13 protein-coding genes are annotated in these 17471 nt (G+C 71.1%); 4 read left to right on the top strand and 9 right to left on the bottom strand.

The window, feature by feature from the left end; all coding sequences use genetic code 11:
* The first annotated feature begins 1106 nt into the window (after positions 1 to 1106).
* A complete protein-coding gene (locus tag ACIA8F_RS24310; RefSeq protein WP_399381758.1) occupies positions 1107 to 2864 on the top strand; it encodes a hypothetical protein in 1758 nt (585 codons plus the stop codon).
* A gap of 517 nt (positions 2865 to 3381) precedes the next feature.
* Here ACIA8F_RS24310 and ACIA8F_RS24305 read toward each other — a convergent pair.
* Positions 3382 to 4104 carry a TetR/AcrR family transcriptional regulator gene (locus tag ACIA8F_RS24305; RefSeq protein ID WP_399381756.1) on the bottom strand — a complete coding sequence of 241 codons (723 nt, stop codon included), beginning with the start codon at positions 4102 to 4104 and terminating at the stop codon, positions 3382 to 3384.
* Positions 4105 to 4235: 131 nt separating this feature from the next.
* Here ACIA8F_RS24305 and ACIA8F_RS24300 point away from each other — a divergent pair, with 131 nt between their 5' ends.
* Together ACIA8F_RS24300 and ACIA8F_RS24295 are read left to right on the top strand one after the other, a co-directional pair.
* Positions 4236 to 5762, top strand: coding sequence for an APC family permease (locus ACIA8F_RS24300; protein ID WP_399381754.1), 1527 nt, complete (start codon positions 4236 to 4238; stop codon positions 5760 to 5762).
* 71 nt (positions 5763 to 5833) lie between these two features.
* Entirely contained in the window at positions 5834 to 7477 is a 1644-nt protein-coding gene (locus ACIA8F_RS24295) for an amidohydrolase (RefSeq protein WP_399381752.1), read from the top strand.
* Positions 7478 to 7613: 136 nt separating this feature from the next.
* On the opposite strand, the gene ACIA8F_RS24290 is transcribed toward ACIA8F_RS24295, so the two are convergent.
* The 7 genes from ACIA8F_RS24290 to ACIA8F_RS24260 form a co-directional block, all read right to left on the bottom strand.
* Positions 7614 to 8588 (bottom strand): Gfo/Idh/MocA family oxidoreductase, encoded by a 975-nt coding sequence (locus ACIA8F_RS24290; protein WP_399381751.1) that lies wholly within the window; start codon positions 8586 to 8588, stop codon positions 7614 to 7616.
* 2 nt (positions 8589 to 8590) lie between these two features.
* Positions 8591 to 9916, bottom strand: coding sequence for a protocatechuate 4,5-dioxygenase subunit alpha (ligA, locus tag ACIA8F_RS24285; protein WP_399381750.1), 1326 nt, complete (start codon positions 9914 to 9916; stop codon positions 8591 to 8593).
* Between the two features lie 27 nt (positions 9917 to 9943).
* On the bottom strand, positions 9944 to 10861 hold the full coding sequence (locus tag ACIA8F_RS24280) for an amidohydrolase family protein (RefSeq protein ID WP_399381749.1): 918 nt from the start codon (positions 10859 to 10861) through the stop codon (positions 9944 to 9946).
* Positions 10862 to 10873: 12 nt separating this feature from the next.
* Positions 10874 to 11563, bottom strand: coding sequence for a 4-carboxy-4-hydroxy-2-oxoadipate aldolase/oxaloacetate decarboxylase (gene ligK, locus ACIA8F_RS24275; RefSeq protein ID WP_399381748.1), 690 nt, complete (start codon positions 11561 to 11563; stop codon positions 10874 to 10876).
* Between the two features lie 16 nt (positions 11564 to 11579).
* On the bottom strand, positions 11580 to 12605 hold the full coding sequence (locus ACIA8F_RS24270) for an amidohydrolase family protein (protein ID WP_399381746.1): 1026 nt from the start codon (positions 12603 to 12605) through the stop codon (positions 11580 to 11582).
* A 39-nt stretch (positions 12606 to 12644) separates the two neighbouring features.
* Complete coding sequence (locus tag ACIA8F_RS24265; protein ID WP_399381745.1) at positions 12645 to 13856, bottom strand: 4-hydroxybenzoate 3-monooxygenase; 1212 nt, start codon at positions 13854 to 13856, stop codon at positions 12645 to 12647.
* Between the two features lie 103 nt (positions 13857 to 13959).
* Positions 13960 to 14727: an IclR family transcriptional regulator gene (locus ACIA8F_RS24260; RefSeq protein WP_399381744.1), complete on the bottom strand. Its 768-nt coding sequence runs from the start codon at positions 14725 to 14727 to the stop codon at positions 13960 to 13962.
* Positions 14728 to 14802: 75 nt separating this feature from the next.
* Here ACIA8F_RS24260 and ACIA8F_RS24255 point away from each other — a divergent pair, with 75 nt between their 5' ends.
* Complete coding sequence (locus ACIA8F_RS24255; protein WP_399381742.1) at positions 14803 to 15534, top strand: substrate-binding domain-containing protein; 732 nt, start codon at positions 14803 to 14805, stop codon at positions 15532 to 15534.
* Positions 15535 to 15598: 64 nt separating this feature from the next.
* Here the strand turns inward: ACIA8F_RS24255 and ACIA8F_RS24250 are convergent, their stop codons facing one another.
* The gene (locus ACIA8F_RS24250; protein ID WP_399381740.1) at positions 15599 to 17443 is read right to left on the bottom strand and encodes a N,N-dimethylformamidase beta subunit family domain-containing protein; all 1845 of its coding nucleotides are present in this window, start codon (positions 17441 to 17443) and stop codon (positions 15599 to 15601) included.
* Positions 17444 to 17471 lie beyond the last annotated feature (28 nt).

Genomic DNA, 17471 nt, shown 5'->3' with positions numbered 1-17471 from the left:
GAGCCCTGCCAAAGGTCCTGCCGCCTGAAACCCCAGGTGGCGAGGCAGGTGTGAATCCGGTGCTAGTCGGCTCTTTGCCTGGATTTTTGGGCCCAAAGTCCCAGAGTCACCTGCAGAACACAGGGGCCCGCCCTCCCGAGCCAGTGCAGCCGCCGATAGTCGCGGACGGTCGTCGCCGGGCGCACGAACCGTCCGCTCCGTCGGATTTCCCGGTTGCCGGGACGACGGGGCGGCGGTTGCGAATCTGCGGCTTGTCGACTGGGGGAGTGGTGTGTTGTCACTGAGCGTGGTGCGTCGTTTGGGCTGTTGACGGGCTCGGACGGTTGTGGTGTTGACAAGTTGCCACGTTCTTGCTGGACAGTCTGGTACAGATCCCTACCGTTCTACTGGGCCCATTCGACGCCGAGTTCGGCGAGCTGGGCGAGCTGCCCGGTATCGAACCGGTCGCGGCGTTGTTTCTGGTTCGCGATCCACACCCCCTCCGGTGCTCACCGCCGCCGGGAAGGAGTTCGACGTGGCCGCGCCCCGGCAGACCGCCGCCCTCCCGGCCCCGGTATTGCGCGAGGGGCTGGATACCCGCCCGGAAGGTAGCTGCGCCCCGCCCGGACGTGGAGGTCGCAGGTGCCTTCGCGGCGGTCTTGCGGCCGGTGTGGCGTTCACGCCGAGCACGCTGAGGCGTTCGCGCTGTTCGTCGTTGAGCCGGCCGAAGTCCCTGCGTTTGGCTACTTTGATGCGCAGTCGGCCGCTGATCCGCCATCGCTGATCACCGGTCGCCGGGTTGGGATCATGCTCGATTACGGATGCTCCGGTTGTTGGCGAGGCCGCCAGGGGTTCGGTGGGAGGGACTCGGACCGCTCACGCACAGTGGCCCTGCTGCCCGCTCTTGTCCGAACCGGATCGCATGGGATCGGGTTGGCGACGGTTGAGGCGCGTATGCCTCTGCCTGGGCTGTCGTGCTGAGCAAGGATCGGCCAACGGCCATGGGAGTCGTCTGAAAACTCTCTCTCGCTTGCACCGATCGCTACCTAGCGTGGCGTATTCGGGTGGTCGCGGACCGTGTCTGCCCTCTGTGTTTGTGGACACCGACCTATGGAGGCAGGCAGCGCATGTTGAAGCAGGTGGAACGCCGCGGTATCTGGCAGACGACGTTCATATCCCGTGACGACGGGGCGAAGCCGGAGGGTCAGGCGCCGGAGAACTTCGCGACGGACACGGCCGGTACGGAGGGAGGCGGCTGGCTGAAGCAGGAGCTGTACGGAGAGCTGGCGGGCGAGACGTGGTTCCCCCGCGTCGTCGAGCACGAGGGCAGCATTCACCTCGTCTACAAGGCGGACGCGGACGGCAGCCTGCACGTGCGCCAGTTCACTCCGGGCAAGGGCTGGTCGGACAGCGGCCCGGTCTCCAGCGTCACTCACCGGGCCCCCGAAGTGGTCTCCCACCAGGGGAACCTGCACGTCTTCTACGCCGCCGGTGAGAGCCGGCTGCTGCGTGAGGCGGTCCGGGACGCTTCTGGGAAGTGGACGTCACGCGATCTCATGCCGACGGGTTCCGACGGAGAACTCCGGTCGCGGCCGCTGGAAAGCGCGACGATGCCGGGCTTCACCGCCCACGACGGGGACATCCACGTCGTCCACCGTGACGGCATCCACGGCCTGTACCACGCCACCGTCAAGGACGGGAAAGTCTCCTACCCCCGCGTCAAGGTCCCGGACTCGGAGCAGGAATGGACCTGGGAGGAGGAGCAGGCACGAAGCGAAATGAACGACGCCCGCCTCTCTCTGGTGTCCCATGCCGGGGCCCTGCACCTGATCCGCGCCGAGAGCGACCACCTCAAGCACTGGATCAAGCCCGACGGCGGGGAATGGGCGGTGGCCCCTGACAGCCCGGGGACGGGCACAAGCCAGTCCGCGCCGAGCTCGGTGGTGTACGACGGCAAGATCTACACCTTCTACACCGTCGAGGCCCCCCAGCCCCTCCGCTCCGACGATGCCGTCGACGCCCTCCTCGCCAAAGCCGCCGCGCTGGACATCAAGCTGACTGACGGCCGCACTCCCTGCATCACCTACGCCGAGTTGACCGCTGCCTTGGCACGCAACGCCATGGTGTTCTTCGACCGCACCCTCGAACAGATCCGGGAAAACTTCCCGCTCGACCCTGCCGTGGACATCCTGCACCAGCTGAGGCGGGGCGAGCCCGTCGAGGAGACGTTCACCCACATCGTGGAGCGGGTCGGCTACCAGGTCTACGACAGCACCACATGGTCGGGCGAGTTCATCCTGCCAGTCGAGTCCCGGTTGCCTCCGAGCGCCGCCGTCCTCCACCAGAGCGGCGACCCGGAACGAGGCCGCCTGCTGCTCGCCTACACCGGCATCTCGCTGGAGACCCTGCCTCCGCCCCCGCCGCCGGCCGAGCCCGGCCCGGAGATCACCGCCCGCCGCAGCAAGAAGAGCTTCACCGCCCTCGGCGAGGGCGGCTGGTCCCGCCTGGACCACACCCTTGAAGCGACCGTGCACTACAACGAGGAACGCGACGTCTACCACGTCAAGGCGGTCTGGGGCCTCGACGCATGGGCGCTGAACTGGGCGAACACGTCGTGGAGGGACAACGGCTGGGCCAGCGGGCGGATCAAGCTGGTGCAGAGCTCCGGCCACCGTCTGATCGCCGACCACTCCTTCCACCGGGCGATCGACGGCCACACCGAAATCACCGCCGTCTGGGAAGTACCGTCCGGCGACTTCGAGCTGACCCTCAGCGGTACCTACAAGGACGGCGGCTACTACTGGCCCTACAGCGCCAAGGAGCCCAGCCGATACTCCGAAGTCCTCACCGACGCGCAGAAGATCGACGTCACCGTCAGGAAGTAGCCCTCACACCCTCACGTGCAGCCCCTCACCGACATTGTTCCGCGGTGAGAGGCCGCACGTGGCTATACCGGCACCCTGCTGACAGGGACCGCCAGCAAGATCAGCTGACAAGCCTCCCCGGTGCTTTCGCCGCTGGCGAAGACACCGGCCGACCTACCTACCGCAGGGGCCATCGTCCCCGCCGGCACCGCCTGTGCAGCGGCCCTCGATGCCGAGGGCTACCTTGCCCCTCTGCCTTCGGAGAGCGAGCCCGTCCGCAGACCCACCACCCCGGCATGGAGGCCGCCGTCGCCCGGGTGCTGGCGTTGAGCCGGGGCGGGGCGCGGGCCGACCGGTGGATCGTGTTCCGGTCGTACTTTGCGATCGAGAGCTTCGACTGCCGGCCTGGCAGCGGGGGCGCCCACGAGGAGGGCGGAGCGGAGGGGAGGATCGGGTTCTTCCGCCGGAACCACTTCACCCCGGTGCCAGAGGTCGACTCGCTGGCCGAGCTGAACGAACTCGTCGACCAGCGGGATGTTCAGGACGTCCCGCCGCTCGGCGCCCGGAGGGGCCTGTCCGAGAGCGAAGTGAACCGGTCGATCATGGTCTCGAGGATGTCGGGGAAAGTGGGTTCGCTCATCGTCGACAGGTGGTCGCGGACGGCGTTCAGGTGGGGGTACTCCTCGGCCGGGAGGCCGGCGTGGTACTCGCTCCATGCCCTGCCCTGCTGCTCGCGCCGCTGCTCGTCGAGGTTGAGTACCGCCGCGTCGACAGCGGCCTGGGCCAGAACGGTGTCGACGAACATGCGGTAGTGGCGTACGGCCTGGCCGGGCTCGAACCCCGCGCGGAGCAGGATTCCGATTCCGGTGTCGACCGCACGGGCCTCGGCCGGTCCGGCGGTGACGCGGCAGGCCCGTACGGCCGCGAGTCTGGGGTGGGTCAGCATCGAACGGTGCAGTCGGTGCGCGAAGTTCCGGAGGTCGTCCTGCCAGCTGGTCCCCGGCTCGAAGCCCTGCAGGGAATCGTGGATCAGGCGGTCCGCGGCGGACAGGAGCACCGCGTCGGTGTCCGGGAAGTACCGGTAGACGGCGCTGGGGTCGCAGCCGAGAGCCGTACCCAGGCCGCGCACGGTGAGGGCGTTGCCGCCGGGCGCTTCGATGAGGGCCAGCGCGGCCGTGGTGATGGCCTCCGCGCTCAGTACGGCCCCGCTCAGGGTGGGCCGCCGCCGTCGGCGTTCGGCAGGAATGCGTGCAGCGGCCATGACGGCTCCTTCGGGGCGGGCTGCTTATGACAACGTATTGACGTAAGTATGGCAGGAAGGTTTCATCGCCGCACACCCTCCGTTCACCGCCTGCCGCGTCGCGCGGCTCGCACCCCCTTTCTAGGAGCGGCATGGACCTTTCTGCTGAGCACAGACACCCGTCGGCCGGGATGCGGCGCACGCTCGGCGTGCGGGACGGGATCGCGATCGCGGCCTCCAGTACGGCGGCGACGACCAGCATCGGCATCGGGATGGGCGCGATGGCCGTCTACGCGGGCAGGCAGACGCCCGGGCTGCTCCTGCTGGCCTTCCTTCCGATCCTGGGCATCGCACTGTCGTACTCCCGGCTGAACAGGACGGAGCCCAACTGCGGCAACGGCTACACCTGGGTCGGCAGGTCGCTGAGCCCGTGGCTGGGCTTCCTGACCGGCTGGGTGGTCCTGGTCGCCAATGTCGTGTTCATGGCCTACACCAGCGCCATCACCGGCATGGTGATGCTGCAGTTCGCCAACAAGGCGGGATGGCACACGCTTCTCGGCATCGCGCTCGATCCGACCTCCACCGGTGTGAGCACCGTCCTGGGACTGGTGGTGCTCGTCGCCGTGACCGTGACCGCGGTGACGGGCGTCCGGTCGGCGACCCGCTTCCAGTGGGTCCTGCTGGCCTTCGAGTACGCGGTGCTGCTGGGCTTCTGCGGCTGGGCGCTGGTCTCCGGCCGCCAGGGGTTCTCGTTCGACTGGTTCAACCCCTTCGCCATCGGCTCCTTCCAGTCCCTGGCCCAGGGACTGGTCCTGGCGGTGTTCGTGTTCTGGGGCTGGGACGCCGCCTTCACCGTCAACGAGGAGACGCGCAACGCCTCGGACGCCGGGCGGGGCGGACTGATCGCCCTCTTCGCGATGCTGGGGCTGCTCGTGTTCGCCGCCATATCCTTCCAGCGGGTGATGGACGCCGAGACGCTGGTGGCGCAGGGACCCCAGGCACTGACCTACCTCGGGTCGGAACTCGCGGCCGAGCCCTGGGCCTCGCTGCCGCTGGCCGCGCTGATGTGTTCGGCCTTCGCCTCCCTCCAGTCCAGCGTCATCCCCACCGCGCGCGGCGCCCTGGCCATGGGCCGGGACCGCACGCTCGGGCGGGCCTGGACCCGGATCAACCCCCGCTTCGGCTCTCCCGCGACCGCCACGGTGATCATCATGGCGATGGCGACGGGCGTCGCGGTGCTCGCCATCGGCATCCCGAAGATCAGCCTGATGATCCTCACCGCGGTCAACTCGATCGGTCTGGTCGTGGCCTTCTACTACGGGCTCACGGCGGTGGCCTGCGCCGTACGGTTCCGGGGCGCACTGCGCGAAGGGCCTCTGGAGGCGCTGCGGTCCGTCGTGATTCCGGCGGTGAGCGCGCTCGCCCTGTTCGGCCTGGGCGGCTTCCTCGCGTACCAGTACGCGACCATGAGCGACCACTTCGAGGCCCGGCCCGACAACGGCTGGTTCATGCTGCTGATCCCCGCCCTGTTCGTCGGCAGCGGCCTGGTCGCCGCGGCGGTGGCCAAGTGGTACCGGAGGTCCCCGTACTTCTCGACGGGCCGGGGCACCGACGCGGACGCCATCGCGCTGCCGATGGACGGCGCCGACCCGTCCGCCCTGCCCAGCCCGCTCGCCTGACGGGCGGACCCTCCCAGGCCGGCGGGCTCCGTGCCCGCCGGCCCCTTTTCCTAGAACCTCTGGAGCACTCCATGTCCGAGCACCACGCCGATCTCGTCTTCACCGGGGGACCGGTCCATACGGTGGACCCCACGCGGCCGTTCGCCACCTCGGTCGCAGTCCGGGGGGAGAGGATCGTCGCCGTCGGACACGACGAGGTCCACGACCTGATCGGTCCGGGCACCGAAGTGGTCGACCTGCGCGGGCGGCTGCTGGTTCCCGGCTTCCAGGACGCGCACGTCCACCCGGTGGGCGCGGGCGTGGAGCTGGGACAGTGCGACCTGAGCGGCGCCGACGCGTCCGGCTACCTGGACCGGATCAGGACGTGGGCCGACGCCCACCCCGACCGCCCGTGGGTCACCGGCGGCGGCTGGTCGATGGAGGCCTTCCCCGGGGGCGTCCCGGACAGGAAGCTGCTGGACGCCGCCGTGCCGGACCGGCCGGTGTACCTCGTCAACCGCGATCACCACGGTGCCTGGGTCAACACCCTGGCCCTGGAACTGGCCGGCGTGACCCGGCTGACCCCCGATCCCTCCGACGGCCGCATCGAGCGCGGGAGCGACGGGGAGCCCAGCGGCGTCCTGCAGGAGGGAGCCATGGAACTGGTCGCACGCCACGTACCGCGCGTCACCCTCGACGAGCAGCTCACGGGTCTGCTGCGCGCACAGGAAGTGCTGCACTCCCACGGCATCACGGCGTGGCAGGACGCCCTGCTGGGCGAGCACGCCTCCACGGCGGACGCCGCCCCCGCCTACCGGCGCGCCGCCCTGGACGGACTGCTGACCGCACGGGTCCGCGGCGCCCTGTGGTGGGACCGGGAAGCCGGCCTGGAGCAGGTCGAAGGGCTGCTCGCGCGCCGCGACACCTTCACCGTGGGCCGGATCAAGGCACACACGGTCAAGATCATGCAGGACGGCATCGCCGAGAACGGGACCGCCGCCCTGCTGGGTCCCTACCTCACGGCCTGCGGCTGCGCGTCCGCCAACGCCGGCCTGTCCTTCATCGAGCCGGCCGAACTCGCGCAGATCGTGACCCGGCTGGACCGCGAAGGCTTCCAGGTGCACTTCCACGCGCTCGGCGACCGGGCCGTACGGGAGGCCCTGGATGCGGTCGAAGCCGCGATCGCGGCCAACGGGCACCTCGGCAACCGGCACCACCTGGCCCACCTCCAGGTCGTGGACGAGGCCGACGTACCGCGGTTCCGCACGCTGGGGGCGACCGCCAACATCCAAGCCCTGTGGGCCACGCACGAACCGCAGATGGACGAGCTGACCATCCCGTACCTCGGGCCGGAACGGGCCGTCCGCCAGTACCCCTTCGCGGACCTCGTGCGCAGCGGCGCCGCCTTGGCCGCGGGCAGCGACTGGCCGGTGAGCAGCCCCGACCCGCTCGCCGCCCTCCACAACGCGGTCAACCGCAGGGACCCGGGCTCCAGCCGGCCGGTGTTCCTCCCCGAGCAGCGCATCACCCTGAACGAGGCCCTGACGGCCTACACCGCGGGCAGCGCGTACGTGAACCACCTGGACGACACCGGCACGATCGCCCCCGGGGCTCTGGCGGACCTCGCCGTCCTCGACCGGGACATCTTCTCCCGGCCGGTGGACGAGATCGCGCACGCCAAGGTGCAGCAGACGTTCGTCGGCGGCCGGCGGGTCCACGCCGCCCCCGACGCCTGACACGGAGCACGAAGCACGAAGGCCGATGCCCGGGCCGCCCTCGCTGTCCGACAGCGGGGGCGGCCCGGGCATCGGCCGTGTCAGCGTCTCCGGATGCGCCTCCGGCCGGGCCCCCGGGGCCCGGCCGGAGGAGAACTCACGAGGCCGTGAAGGCGTTGAGCTGTTGTTCGAGGGCTGCCAGGGTCCGGTAGCACGGCATCACCTGCGCGATGGAGGCGTTCGGCTCGCGGCCCTCGCGGATGGCGGCGACGAACTCGCGGTCCTGCAGTTCGATGCCGTCCAGCGAGACGTCGATCCCCGTCACGTCGATCGGTTCGTCCTTGGCGGTGACCAGGTCGTCGTACCGTGCGACGTAGGTGCCGGTGTCCCCGATGTAGCGGAAGAAGGTGCCGAGCGGACCGTCGTTGTTGAACGACAGCGACAGCGTGCAGATGGCACCGTTCTCGGCCCGCAGCTGGATCGACATGTCCATCGCGATGCCGAGCTCCGGATGGATCGGGCCCTGGATCGCGTTGGCCTGCACGATGGGCGAGCCGGTCTGGTACGCGAACAGGTCGACGGTGTGCGCGGCGTGGTGCCACAGCAGGTGGTCGGTCCAGGAGCGGGCCTGGCCGAGGGCGTTGAGGTTGCTGCGGCGGAAGAAGTAGGTCTGCACGTCCATCTGCTGGATCCGGTACTCCCCGGCCCGGATCCGCTGCCGGACCCACTGGTGGCTGGGGTTGAAGCGCCGGGTGTGCCCCACCATCGCGACGAGTCCGGTGCGCTGCTGCGCCTCCAGGCAGGCCTCGGCATCCTCCAGGGAGGAGGCCAGCGGGATCTCGACCTGGACGTGCTTGCCCGCGTCGAGGCAGGCCAGGGTCTGCGCGGCGTGCATCGGTGTGGGGGTGGCCAGGATGACGGCGTCGATCTCGTCCATCGCCAGCACCTCCTCCAGGGTCCCGACACCGCGCCCGACGCCCTGCTCCGCGGCGAACGCCCGGGCGTTGTCGAGCGTGTCGCTCACCACGGCGGCCACCTCGACCCCCTTGATCCTCTTCAGCGCCGCCGCGTGCTTGGCACCGAAGGCGCCGCCTCCGGCGAGGGCGATCCGGATGGTCCGGTCGTCAGACATGCTCACTCCTTCACGGCGGGCTCCTGGGCCCGCGGGTGGTTCTCCAGGATCAGGTGGCCGACGGCGGTGTTGGACGCCGGCACGTGGTAGAAGCGGTGCTTGACCTCGATCTCGCCCGGGCCGTCGGTCCCGCCGGCGTCGTCGAGGTCGCTCATCGCGCCGCGGGCGATCAGCCACATGACCAGCTCGATGCCCTCCGCCCCCGCCGCATCCACGTACTCCAGGTGTGGCAGCCGCGACAGCCCGGCCGGGTCCCGGACGAGCCTGTCGAGGAAGGCGTTGTCCCATTCCCGGTTGATGAGGCCGGCCCGGGGACCCTGGAGCTGGTGGCTCATGCCGCCGGTGCCCCACACCTGGACCTTCAACGGCTTGTCGTAGGACTCGATCGCCCTGCGCAGGGCCCGGCCGAGCGCGAAGCACCTGGCGCCGGACGGTACGGGGTACTGCACCACGTTGACGTGGAACGGGATCACCTTGCAGGGCCATTCCTCGACGTCCCCGAACATCAGGGACAGCGGGACGGTCAGGCCGTGGTCCACGGTCATCTCGTTGACGAGCGTGAGGTCGAAGTCGTCCCTGATGAGCGAGTGCGCGATGTGCGCGGCCAGGTCGGGATCGCCTTCGATGCCGGGGACGGGGCGCGGTCCGTAACCCTCGTCGGCGGTGGAGTAGGCCGCGCCGGTACCGAGCGCGAACGTCGGGATCAGCGACAGGTCGAAGGTGGTGGCGTGGTCGTTGTAGACGAGGAAGATCACGTCGGGGAGGTTGTCCCGCTCCCACCGCTTGGAGAACTCGTAGCCCTCGAAGACGGGACTCCAGTACGGTTCGCCGGTCTTGTGGTGGTCCATCGCCGCGCCGATGGCCGGCACGTGCGAGGTGAAGACCGCGCCGGTGATCGTGGCGCGCTCCTGCGGCGCCGCCGGGTCGGCGTACGCGGCTTCGAGGACGGCGTGGTCGAGGCGGTTGCCCTCGGCGGGGCGGCCGCCGCCGACCATCATGGCGCGGTACTCCGTCTCGGTCATGCCGGTCATCGAGCCCGCCATCTGCTGGAACGACAGCCCGAGCGTCGCACCCCATTTGGCGAGGAAGTAGATGTTGCCGCCCTCGCGTATCGCGGCGTTGAGGTCGCGGTCGAGCAGGGCCTGCCGCTGCTCCTCGCGCAGGGGCCACGCGTTCAGGTACGCGCGCTCGTCGGCGAGGTAGAGCGCGCGGTTCTCCGCGGTCATGAGCGACATGCAGAACTGGTTGAGGTGGTAGCCCTTGGCGGACTGCTCGGCGTCGAAGACGGTCGTCCCCGGCACCAGTTGGTAGGTCTTGTCCAGCGACATGGTGGTGTTGCCCTCACGTGAGGTGGGTCAGCGGACGTCCGGCCAGTACAGGCGCATCGGGTTGTCGACGAGGAGCTTGTGCTGCAGTTCGGAGGTCGCAGCGATGCGGGGGACGAAGTCGACGAGCAGACCGTCGTCCGGCATGTGGCCGGTGAGGTTCGGGTGCGGCCAGTCGGTGCCCCACAGCACCCGGTCGGGGAACTCCTCGACCACGCGACGGGCGAAGGGAACGACATCGCGGTAGGCGTCCCGCTGCCCGTCGAGGGCGGGCGGGCCGCTCACCGACAGGCGTTCCGGGCAGGTCACCTTGCACCAGATGTCCGGCCTGGCCCGCATGAAGTCCAAGAACGCCTCGAACTCGGGCCCGTGCGCCTCCTTGGCGACATCGGGCCGGCCCATGTGGTCGATGACGAGCGGCACCGGGATCGAGAGGAGGAAGTCGCGCAGGTCGGCGAGGTCGGGCGCCTCGAAGTAGACGACGACGTGCCAGCCGTAGGGCGCGATCCGCTCCACGACGTCCCGCAGATCCTGTTGCGGCGCCGCGTCGACGAGCCGCTTGACGAAGTTGAACCGCACACCGCGCACGCCGGCGTCGTGCAGCTCCCGCAGCTCCGCGTCCGAGACGCCCGGCCGCAGCGTGGCGACGCCCCGGGCCAGTCCGCCCGAGGCCCGCAGGGCGTCGGTCATGGCGCGGTTGTCGGCTCCGTGGCACGTGGCCTGGACCACGACGTTGCGGGTGAAGCCCAGGTGGTCGCGCAGCGCGAAGAGCTGCTCCGCGGACGCGTCACAGGGGGTGTACTTGCGTTCGGGGGCGAAGGGGAACCGCGCCCCGGGGCCGAAGACGTGGCAGTGCGTGTCGACGGCGCCCCGCGGCACCTGAAAGCGGGGCCGGCTCGGGGCGGCGTGCCAGTCGAGCCAGTCGGGGGTCTTCTCGAAGGTCGTCATCCTCAGTCCGCCTCAGTCCTCGTACCGCAGCCCGAGATCGGCCAGCGGGCCGCGCATCCCGTACATGTCGAGGCCGAGCTCACCCGCACGGAACCGGGCCCGCTTGCCCTCCTCGTTGGCCTCCCGCCGGGCAGCCGCCCCGGCGACCTCGGCCGCCCGCTCGCGCGGTACCACCACGACGCCGTCTCGGTCCGCGACGACGACGTCCCCGGGCCTGACCAGGGCGTTGGCGCAGACCACCGGGACGTTGACCGAGCCGAGCGTGGCCTTGACCGCGCCCTTGGCGTTGATCGCCCGGGCGAAGACCGGGAAGTCCATCTCCTCCAGGTCGGCCACGTCGCGCACCCCGCCGTCGATGACCAGGCCCGCGCACCCCCGGGAGCGGAACGAGGTGGCGAGCAGATCGCCGAAGAAGCCGTCCTCGTTCTCGGTCGTACAGGCCGCGACGACCACGTCGCCCGCCCGGATCTGCTCGGCGGCGACGTGGAGCATCCAGTTGTCGCCGGGCTGCAGCAGCACGGTCACCGCGGTGCCGCACAGCCGGGCGGAGGGATAGACGGGGCGCAGGTAGGGGCGCATGAGCCCCACCCGGCCCATGGCCTCGTGGATCGTGGCGACACCGAAGGCCGACAGCGCGGCGACGGCCTCGGGATCCGCGCGGGTGATCGATGTGTGGACGACACCGATCTCGGTGTGCTGCATGCGTTCTCCTGGGAGTTCAGTGGCCGGCCGCGGCGAGACGGTCGGCGAGCCGGGGGTAGACGCGAAGGGCGTTGCCGCTGTAGACGGCGCCGCGTTCCTCGTCGGAGAGGTGCGGGGTGGCGTCGACGTACCGCTTCGTGTCGTCGAAGTGGTGGCCGGTGCGCGGGTCGACGTCGCGGACCGCGCCGATCATCTCGCTGGCGAACAGGACGGATCGGCTGGGCACCACGCGGGTGAGCAGGTCGATGCCGGGCTGGTGGTAGACGCAGGTGTCGAAGAAGACGTTGTCCAGCAGTGCCTCCGGATCCGGCCTGCCCAGCGCCATCGCCAGACCGCGGAACCGGCCCCAGTGGTAGGGCACCGCACCCCCGCCGTGCGGGATCACGAACCGCAGGGTCGGGAAGTCCGCGAACAGGTCGCCCTGGACCAGCTGCATGAACGCCGTGGTGTCGGCGTTCAGGTAGTGGGCGCCTGTGGTGTGGAAGGCCGGGTTGCACGAGGTACTGACGTGGATCATGGCCGGCACGTCGTACTCGGTCAGCGCCTCGTAGAGCGGGTACCAGCTGCGGTCCGTCAGGGGCGGCGCGGTCCATCTGCCCCCCGAGGGGTCGGGGTTGAGGTTGACCGTCACCGCGCCGAGTTCCTCGACCGCACGGCGCAGCTCCGGCAGGCAGGTCGCGGGATCGGCCCCCGGCGACTGCGGCAGCATCGCGCCCATCGCGAAGCGGGCGGGGTACAGCGTGCTGACCCGGTGGACCAGGTCGTTGCAGATCCGCGCCCACGCCGAGGAGACGGCGAAGTCGCCGATGTGGTGGGCCATGAAGCTGGCCCGGGGGGAGAAGACCGTGAGGTCGCAGCCGCGTTCGTCCATGAGCCGCAGCTGGTTGCCCTCGATCGCCTCCCGCAGGTCCTCGTCGGTGACGACCAGGTCCGCCGGGTCGGGGGCGTCCTCGGGAACGCCGAGCGCGGCCACCTGCCGGTCCCGCCACTGCGCCAGCTGGGGCGGTGCGGTGGTGAAGTGACCGTGACAGTCGATGATCATGCGTGTGCTCCTGATGGTCGTGACGGTCGGCCGTCGTGATCAGGCCGGTGAGCCGGAGGGCCAGCCCGTGTACTGCTCGGCGAGGTAGGCGCGCCCGGCGCGGGTGCCCACCACGTTGTCGAGTTCGCCGAGCTGACGCCGCCGGTCGAACGGCGTGGCGCCGGGCGCGGTGTGCAGCAGCCGCGTCATCCAGGAGGAGAAGTTCTGCGCCCGCCAGACCCGCTGCAGGGCGCGCGGCTGGTACTCGTCCAGCGCGGCGTCGCCCCCGCCGGACAGGGCCCGCAGCAGGACGTCGGCCAGCACCTTCACGTCGTGCAGCGCGAGGTTGAGCCCGCGGGCGCCGGTCGGCGGCACCGTGTGCGCGGCGTCGCCCGCCAGGGCCATGGAGCCCCAGCGCATCGGCTCCTGTACGAACGAGCGGAACCGCAGCACGGTCTTCTCCAGAACCGGCCCCTCGTGGAGGCGGAAGCCGTCCTCGCCCGCGACGCGGGCCTGGAGGGTCTCCCAGATGCGGTCGTCCGGCCAGTCACCGGGGGACTCGTGGGGATCGCACTGGAAGTACATCCGCTGCACGGCATCGGTGCGGCGGCTGATGAGGGCGAAGCCGTGCTCGGAGTGGGCGTAGACCAGCTCGGGCGCGCTGGCCGGGGCCTCGGCCAGGATCCCGAACCAGGCGTAGGAATAGTCCTTGCCGTAGCGCACCCGCCGCTCCTGCGGCACCAGCTCGCGGCACATGCTGCGCGAGCCGTCCGCGCCGACGACGTACCGGGCCCGGATCTCGTGCCGTGCGCCGTCCGGTGCGGAGAAGCGGACCCGGGGAGCACGGGTGGTGACGTCGAGGACCTCGGTGTCCCTGATCCCGAAGTGGACCGTCCCGCCGTCGCGGGCCCGGGCGTCGGCCAGATCGATGAACACCTCGGTCTGCGGGTAGAGCCACGTCGAGGCGCCCACCAGCTCCTTGAAGTGGATGCGGTGCGGTCGGCCGCCGAAGCGGAGCTCGATGCCCTCGTGTTCGTGGCCCTCGCGCAGGATCCGGTCGCCGACTCCGGTCTCGACCAGGTCCCGGCCCGTGCCGGCCTCCAGGATCCCGGCCCGCTGCGTCGACTCGATCTCGCGCCGGGAACGGGTGTCGACCACGATCGCCTCGACCCCGGCGCGCCCGAGCAGGTGGGCCAGCATCAGGCCGGCCGGACCGGCACCGACGACGGCGACGGGAACCGAGGCGACGGTGTCCACGGCGTTGTCCTTCATGGCGTCTCCTGAGCGGCTGCGAACGTTCGGACACCCGGAACGTTGGCACTCGGGGCGGCGTCAGGTCGCCGGTGTTTCCGTCAGGCGGAAGCCGGGGCGAAGATCAGACCGTGGTGCGGGCGCGTCGGCCGAGCTCGTCGGAGATCCCGTACGAGGCCCTCAGGAGCGCTTCGCGCAGCCCGAGCGCACTGCTCGCACCACGTACCGCGACGATGATTCCCAGAGCGGCGTTGACGGGCCCGGTCCGGCCGATCCGGACGGGCGCGGCCACCGCGACGGTGTCCTGCGACAGCTGGCGGTCGCTCACGAAGACCTGCTCGCGGCGGATGCGGTCCAATTGCGCGCGCAGGATCTTCGGGTCGATGACGGTGTGCGGCGTCCAGGCCCGCAGCGGGGACGCGAGGACCTCCTCCTGGATGTCCCGGGGCGCGTGCGCCAGCAGCACCCGGCCCATCCCGGTGGAGCCGATGGGAAACCGGCTCCCGACCGTCGTCAGCAGCTGCACCGACCGATGGCCGGTGATCCGTTCCACGAACACCAGCTCGGTCCCCTCGCGCACCGCGAGCTGGATGTTCTCGTGCGTCGCCTCGTAAAGATCCTGCATGAACGGCAGGGCCACGTCCCGCAGGATCTGCGTACGGGGGCATCCCGAGGCGATCTCCCACAGCCTCAGGCCGACGTGCCACGACCCGTCCTCCCCGCGCTCAAGCGCCCCTGCCTCCGCCAGCTCGGCCACCACCCGGTGCGTGGTGCTCAGGGCCAGGCCCGTGCGCTGGGCGATCTGAGACAGTGTCTGCGACGGGCGCTCATGGTCGAAGGCCGAGAGGACCTTGAGGACCTTGCCGGCCGCGGTGGTCTGGGTTGTGCTCACCCGGGCAGTCTCGCAGACCCGCGTCGAGCCGCCCGAACGGGCGCCGTACGATCTGCCGGACACCAAGGAGGAAACGTGAATCCGCAGATCTCCGGGCTGTCCTCGATGGCCACACGGCTCGTTCTGGCCGACCTTTCCGACTACATCCGGCGCGCTCACGGGACACCGGTCCGCTTCGAGTCCGCCGGCGGGGTCGAGATCGCACGGCAGGTGCGCGAGGGTGCGAGAGCCGACCTGATCGTCCTCGCCGACGGCGCCCTGGCCGACCTGGAGGCTGCAGGGCACCTCGTCGAGGGAACGGTGCGCCCGCTGTGGGTCTCCCAGGTCGTCGCCGCGGTGCCCGAGGGAACCCCGGTTCCCCCGCTCGACTCGGAATCGGACCTGAGGACCGCCCTGCTGTCGGCGCAGAAGATCGCCTACTCCACCGGCCCCAGCGGTACGGCCCTCGTCGATCTGATCGCCCGGCTGGACCTCGCCGACAGGCTCGGGGACCGCCTTGTCCAAGCACCACCCGGCGTGCCTGCGGGCACCCTGCTGTCGTCGGGCCGCGCCGACCTGGCCTTTCAGCAGCACAGCGAACTGATGGACCTGCCGGGCATCGTCGTCATCGGCCCGCTGCCCGGTGATATGGCGATCAGCTCGACGTTCAGCGCGGGTGTCCTGGCCTCCTCCGCCCAGCCGGGCCTCGCCCGCGAAGTCCTTGACCTCCTCGGATCCGACGCAGCGTCGAAGACCGCACGCGCCAGAGGCATGAGAAGGGCGAGCACCACCGTGGCGTCCCGCTTCCCGGGGGAAACGGAGCGGTAGGGGCCATGTCGTGGCCCGTGGCCCGTGGCCCGTGGCCCGGGCCGCAGGCCCGGGACCGGGGCCGCTACGGCGCTCCCGGGTGACTGATCAGCAGGTCGTCCTCCGTCACCGCCAGCAGGCGCCCCGCGTACGCCGTCAGGGCCCTGGCCGCCGGGAAGGCGACCGGGGGTGCGGACGGCGCGAACGGGGTTTCGGTGAGGACGGGCGGACGGGTGAGGAGGCCGTCGGGGGTCACGGCGTAGAGGCGGGCGCCGAGGACGGCCAGCGCGGAGGCCTTGCCCGCGGGGCCCAGGCGCCGCCACGGGGCGTTGAAGTCGCCCGCCGGGCGCTGGTGCAGGGTGTCGTCGTGCGGAGTCACCGCGAACAAGCTGTTGTCGCACATCGCCAGGGCCGTCGTCCCCGCCGGAACCCGGCCGGCCGGGAGCCACGGAGCGGGCCCCGGCACCGGGGCCCTGTGCACCAGCCGGTCGTCACCGGTCACCGCCAGCAGCGCCAGCGGCATCGGGTGGGAGGCCTCGCGCGGCGCGGTCAGGCAGCGCAGCTCGGGCGACGGATCGCCGTCGTCGGGCGGGCACGGGGTCCACGGGAGGTTCTGCTCGGACGGCTCGCGGTGGAGCACGGTCCGGCCGTCCTCGGCGACGGCGAACAACAGCCCCTCGCACACGGTGAGTGCCCTCAGGCGGGGTGCCGGGCCGACCGTGTGCCAGCCCGGGGCCGCGACAGCGCCCGAAAGCCGGTCGAGCACGTTGCGGGTGACCCGGTCGACCGCCGGATCGTGCAGCGCGCGGCCCCAGTTGATGGTGGCGGCGTTGAAAACGGTGCCGGCCCCGGCACGGAACACCCCCATGGTCGCCCAGCCGCCCTGGCCGTAGCTCCGCCAGTGCCGCAGGTCGGCGGTGGCGAGGACGGCGAAGGACCGGGGCGTTCCGTCCCGGCCCGTGGCGCGCGGCACCCCGGTCGACCAGTCGAGCTCCGCCGCGTCGGTCTCGTAGCCCAGGGCCCCGCGCGCGAAGGCGTCCCCGTCGCGCAGGCCGGTGCCCTCGAAAACCCAGTGGTCGGCGAAGCGGACCGTGTACTCTTCGCGGCCGATCAGGCCCATGCCCGCACCCCATGCTCCGGCGCCCTGCCGGAAACTGACCCCCGTCATGGAGTTCTCCGGCCGGTCGACCGGGGAACTGGACCACTCCACGGTCGTGCGCGCCGGGTCCGCGCCGGCCACCGGGTCGGCGGCGGCGTCGCGGTGGCAGACCATCGTGCGGCCGCCGTCCTCCAGCCGGATCTGCCACCAGGCGGTGTTCCCGGCGAAGACGGCGAGGTTCCCGCCGCGCCGCACGAAGCCCTCGACGGCGTCGCGCATCTCCGCCGTCCAGTACTCGTCGTGCCCGTTCACCACCAGCAGCCGGTACGGTGCCAGGAGCCCGGCGCCGTCGTGCAGGTCGAATCCCGAGCAGTACTCGACGCTGCGCCCGGTCCGGTGCAGCCAGCGCAGCAGCGGCTCCTCCCACCGCTCCGGAGGCGGCCCGCCGCCCGGCGCGGCGAGACGGACCCGGGCCGCGCGGGTGGGCTGCTCCGCGTAGTAGATGCTCCGGCCCGGCTCGCCGGCCCGGTGGTAGGCCCGCCAGGTGGGGAAGGGCACGGACACGAGCACCGTGGAAGAGCCACCCGGCCGCGCCGCCCGGACGACGAACCACACCTCGTGCTCGGCGTCCCGCCCGGGTGCGGGGACCTCGGGACGGGCGTCGTGGAAGGACGCGACGTACAGCGAACTCGGCCATGTACCCGGCACGTCGAGCGTCCAGCCCGGCCCGGCGAAGGCCGCCTCGGCCACGACCCGCTCCGCCACCGCGTCCGTGACGACCACCCGGCCCGCGAACCGGGCCCCGTCGCCTGCCGCCACATGGAACCGCATCCGCCCGCCCTGGACGCAGGAGGTGCTG

This window comes from Streptomyces sp. NPDC051563, assembly GCF_044454225.1.
Classification (GTDB): domain Bacteria; phylum Actinomycetota; class Actinomycetes; order Streptomycetales; family Streptomycetaceae; genus Streptomyces.
Note: the sequence above shows the minus strand (reverse complement) of the source record. Positions and strands in the feature narration are given on the sequence as shown.

What these genes read in the sequence shown, in the direction of transcription:
- ACIA8F_RS24310 (WP_399381758.1), top strand. Translation starts at nt 1,107, where the DNA reads ATGTTGAAGCAGGTGGAACGCCGCGGTATCTGGCAGACGACGTTCATA.
- ACIA8F_RS24305 (WP_399381756.1), bottom strand. Translation starts at nt 4,104, where the DNA reads ATGGCCGCTGCACGCATTCCTGCCGAACGCCGACGGCGGCGGCCCACC.
- ACIA8F_RS24300 (WP_399381754.1), top strand. Translation starts at nt 4,236, where the DNA reads ATGGACCTTTCTGCTGAGCACAGACACCCGTCGGCCGGGATGCGGCGC.
- ACIA8F_RS24295 (WP_399381752.1), top strand. Translation starts at nt 5,834, where the DNA reads ATGTCCGAGCACCACGCCGATCTCGTCTTCACCGGGGGACCGGTCCAT.
- ACIA8F_RS24290 (WP_399381751.1), bottom strand. Translation starts at nt 8,588, where the DNA reads ATGTCTGACGACCGGACCATCCGGATCGCCCTCGCCGGAGGCGGCGCC.
- ligA (WP_399381750.1), bottom strand. Translation starts at nt 9,916, where the DNA reads ATGTCGCTGGACAAGACCTACCAACTGGTGCCGGGGACGACCGTCTTC.
- ACIA8F_RS24280 (WP_399381749.1), bottom strand. Translation starts at nt 10,861, where the DNA reads ATGACGACCTTCGAGAAGACCCCCGACTGGCTCGACTGGCACGCCGCC.
- ligK (WP_399381748.1), bottom strand. Translation starts at nt 11,563, where the DNA reads ATGCAGCACACCGAGATCGGTGTCGTCCACACATCGATCACCCGCGCG.
- ACIA8F_RS24270 (WP_399381746.1), bottom strand. Translation starts at nt 12,605, where the DNA reads ATGATCATCGACTGTCACGGTCACTTCACCACCGCACCGCCCCAGCTG.
- ACIA8F_RS24265 (WP_399381745.1), bottom strand. Translation starts at nt 13,856, where the DNA reads ATGAAGGACAACGCCGTGGACACCGTCGCCTCGGTTCCCGTCGCCGTC.
- ACIA8F_RS24250 (WP_399381740.1), bottom strand. Translation starts at nt 17,443, where the DNA reads ATGCGGTTCCATGTGGCGGCAGGCGACGGGGCCCGGTTCGCGGGCCGG.